Genomic DNA, 3,978 nt, shown 5'->3' with positions numbered 1-3,978 from the left:
CCCCCGCAAAGCCGCGCCCGGCCTCACCGGCACGTGCCGCCTCGATGGCGGCGTTGAGCGCCAGCAGGTTGGTCTGCTCGGCAATCGAGCGGATCACGTCGAGCACGCCGACGATGGCGTGTACGTCCTGTTGCAGAGCATCCAGCGAGGTGCCGCTGCTGCGGATCTCTTCGACCAGCGAATGAATCTGGCGAATGCTCGAGTCGACCACGGCTTTCGCCTGCTGGCCTTCCTGGTCGGTCTGCTGTGCCGCTTCAGCGGCGCCTTGCGCGCTGTGGGCGACTTCCTGCGCCGCAGCTGACATTTCGTTTATCGCCGTGGCGACCTGATCGGTCTCCTGGCGCTGGGTCTCCATGGCTTTCTCGGAGCGCTGTGCCTGGGACGCGACTTCAGCGACCATGCCGGTCAGTTGGCCGGTCATCTCGGCCACCTGGCTGACCATGCCGTGGATCTTTCCTACGAAACGATTGAACGAGCCGGCCAACTGGCCCAGTTCGTCACTGCGATCTTCCGGCAGGCGGTGGGTCAGGTCACCGTCACCAGCGGCGATGTCATCGAGTTGCGCGCGAATCACCTGAATCGGTTTGACGATGGAGTTGCTGATCATCACGCCGGCAATACACAGCGCTGCCAACATCACGCCGGCGATCACGAGGATGCTGGACAGGATCGAGTTGACCCGGCTGTTGATCTCCTGCTCAACCTCTTCAACCGCGAGGTCAATATTGTCGAGATTCAAGGCGGTGCCCAGGGCCATGTCCCACTTGGGCAAATAGAAGCTGTATGCAAGCTTTGGCACCAGCACATTGGCGTTACCCGGCAGCGCAGAGGAGTAGCGTGCGAAGTAGGTTCCGTTCTTCGCGACATCAACCAGTTCACGGTTGAGATACACGCCATTCGGGTCGCGCTTGTCCTTGAGGCTTACGCCGATGTCAGTCGGGTCATCGCCCTTGAATAGGCGACGGACGTCCGAGTCGTGGCCGAAGAAGTAGCCGCCCTTACCGAACTTTATTTTCGACAGAATCGCAATCGCCTCGGCACGGCTGGCCATATCGCCCGGTGCGGCCGGCTCATAGAGGTGTGCAACGCTACTGACCCCGATGCGAATGTAGTCTTCCAGGCGCACACGGCTCTCTTCGAGCATGCGCTCACGGGTGTTTTCCAGCTCATCGTCGGCAAGCCCGTGAAGAATTCTCGCAGCGGCCCCACTAAGGACCAGCGCAAACAGGGTGACGGGCACCAGCGCTAGAAGGAGGACTTTGGTTTTCAGCGTGAGTCGCATGGTGGCATCCAGGGTGGGTTAGTACCGGTGAGTCATCGGCTGACTGGGCGGCAACTTGATACTCGACCACGCTGTTATCGTGATTCGATGACGAAACATCTCGTGCGCACAACTAGCCATAGGCCCGCGTTTTGTGTGCACGCTGCTCAACGTGCTGCTTGTCCTTCCAAATTGGCGGGAACGGCGGCCAACATCGACTGCAAAAACAACGTTCCTGTCGGGCGCTGACAAGAGATGGCTCTGATGCGTGCGGCAACCTGACCGCCCTTACCTTGCGTTTTTTCAACGACCTATCAGGCGCTCTACAACGACCGTTTCGCTTGATTTCACTGCGTTGTCCGCCTGTCCGGACTGATCAGACAAACCAGATAAACGGCGCAACTTTTACTTACAACTCTGTGTCGCAGTTAACAGACACGGGCATTGGCTGTGTGTAGCTGAAATTGTTCGCAACTGAGCGCTTCAGAACGGTGTGAGTAACTTTTTGGAGCGCACCAGCGGCCGTTGTTCGGTAGGCGATGGGATATCGCGGCATTCACCGTTCCGAAGAACGGCTGTTCATTGTTCAGGGATAGGGAAACAAGAACGATGCTCTTCAACTCAATGGTGTTCATCGCCGGGTTTCTTCCGGTGGTTCTACTGGGCTTCATTGTTCTCGCAGGTTCCGGCAAACAACGCTACGCGGCGATCTGGCTGACCTTGGCGTCGCTGGTGTTCTATGGCTGGTGGAACCCGGCCTACGTGCCGCTGCTGGTGGGCAGCATGGTGGTCAACTACCTGATCGGTGGCCAGCTGATGCGGCGGCCATCGAAGGCGGTGTTGGTATTGGGCGTTGCCGCAAATATCGCCCTGCTGGGTTATTACAAATACACCGGCTTTCTCTTCAGCACACTCGACAGTGCTTTCAGCCTCGGCTGGTCAGTGGGCGACATCATCCTGCCGCTGGCGATTTCGTTCTTCACGTTCCAGCAGATTGCCTATCTGGTCGACGCGCACGACGGCGAGGTCGCCGAGCATGATTTCGTCAATTACTGCCTGTTCATCAGCTTCTTCCCCCAGCTGATTGCCGGGCCCATCACCCATCACGGGGAAATGCTCAAGCAGTTCAACGATGCCACGACCTTCCGCCCTCGGCTCGACAACATTTCGCTGGGGCTGACGGTCTTCGTGCTCGGCCTGTTCAAGAAGGTGATCCTCGCCGACCCGCTGGGAGAAAATGCTTCACCGATCTTCGCAGTTGCAGCGGATGGTACGGTGCCCTCGTTATATGACGCTTGGTACGGCGCGCTCAGCTATACGCTGCAGATCTACTTCGACTTTTCCGGCTACAGCGACATGGCCATCGGCCTGGGACTGCTGTTCGGCCTGCGCTTGCCGGTGAATTTCAACAGTCCGTTCAAGGCACACAACGTCATCGATTATTGGGCGCGCTGGCATATGACCCTTACGCGCTTCCTGACCGCGTACATCTACAACCCCATCGTCATGCGCATAACCCGCTCGCGGATGGCCACCGGCAAGCCGTTGCCACGGCGAGGCAAGATGAGTATCGGGACCTTTGTCGTGCTGATCGCTTACCCCACCGTGCTGACCATGTTCATCTCTGGCGTGTGGCACGGCGCCGGCTGGCAGTTCGTGGTGTTCGGACTGCTTCACGGCTTCTACCTGGTCGTCGCTCACGGCTTTCGGGCCTACAAGGCGCGTCATGGCCTACCGCTGGACAGTGACAAGCTCTGGCACCACGCCGGCGCCGTGCTGCTGACCTTTCTCTGTGTAGTCCTGGCGATGGTGTTCTTCCGTGCCAACAGCCTGACGGCGGCGATGGCCATGCTGACCGGGATGGCTGGCCTTAGCGAGTTCAGCACCGACTTCGACAAATCCGACTACCTCACCGTCGCCATACTGCTCGCCTTCGTCTGGATCATGCCCAACGTGCAGCAGTGGATGGCCGGTTTTCGTACCGCGCTGGATGCCCAGCCGCGTGAAAGCTGGCTGCTGCGCTGGTTCCCGATTGCCATGTGGAGCCCGACGCCCGTCATCGGCATGGCCATCGGCGTGCTGGGCTTCTTTGCGTTGGCCGTGGCCTTTTCCGTGGCGCCTACCGAGTTTCTCTACTTCCAGTTCTGACCGTTCTACAACACAGGAGTGACAGGCTAAATGGATCAGCTTTTCTGGTTAGCGCAGCACCCGGATCTTGGCGGCGCCATCGGCGAGGCCAAGCGGGAAGCCGACCCCATGGTTCGCCTGGGTCTGGCCGCGCAGCTCGCCGGGTACCGCCGCGACTTCACCCTCACCACCCGGCTGGACCGGCTTGCCAGCGAAGGCTTGCGCACGCTGGCAAACGGCGAAACCTCGGCCAGCGGGCTGCAGCCGTTGCGCATCGCCCTGCTGTCGTCGCATACCGTGGATCATCTGGTGCCGGCCATTCGCGTCGCGGGCCTGCAACGCCGGCTCGCGCTCTCGGTGCACGTCGCGCCGTATGGCATGTACCGTCAGGCCTTGCTGATGGATGACGCCGAGCTCGCCAGCTTCGCCCCGCAACTGATCGTCCTGGCGCTGGATGCCAGGGACGCGCCCTTGCAGTTGCCGCTCGAAGCCTCGCAGCAAGACGTGGATGCGGCGGTGACCGAGCGTGTCGACGAGTTGCGGCTGCTCTGGTGTCGGGCCCGCGAGCGCTATGCCGCACAGGTCGTTCA

The 3,978-nt window shown here is 60.3% G+C and carries 2 protein-coding genes and 1 pseudogene; 2 read left to right on the top strand and 1 reads right to left on the bottom strand.

The features are described 5' to 3' along the window. On the bottom strand, window positions 1-1,282 hold a 1,282-nt coding region (locus PSTU_RS21745), incomplete at its 3' end, for a methyl-accepting chemotaxis protein (RefSeq protein WP_019339592.1). Between the two features lie 588 nt (window positions 1,283-1,870). Here PSTU_RS21745 and PSTU_RS0103175 point away from each other — a divergent pair. Together PSTU_RS0103175 and PSTU_RS20385 are read left to right on the top strand one after the other, a co-directional pair. Next, entirely contained in the window at window positions 1,871-3,409 is a 1,539-nt protein-coding gene (locus tag PSTU_RS0103175; RefSeq protein WP_019339591.1) for an MBOAT family O-acyltransferase, read from the top strand. Between the two features lie 30 nt (window positions 3,410-3,439). Further along, a pseudogene (locus PSTU_RS20385) lies at window positions 3,440-3,978 on the top strand (methoxymalonyl-ACP biosynthesis protein); the annotation flags it as partial.

Source organism: Stutzerimonas stutzeri SDM-LAC (assembly GCF_000235745.1).
GTDB classification, from domain to species: Bacteria; Pseudomonadota; Gammaproteobacteria; order Pseudomonadales; family Pseudomonadaceae; genus Stutzerimonas; species Stutzerimonas stutzeri_H.
Note: the sequence above shows the minus strand (reverse complement) of the source record. Positions and strands in the feature narration are given on the sequence as shown.

Excerpts from the sequence above, each read along its gene's own strand:
- PSTU_RS0103175 (WP_019339591.1), top strand. The coding sequence starts at position 1,871 with ATGCTCTTCAACTCAATGGTGTTCATCGCCGGGTTTCTTCCGGTGGTT.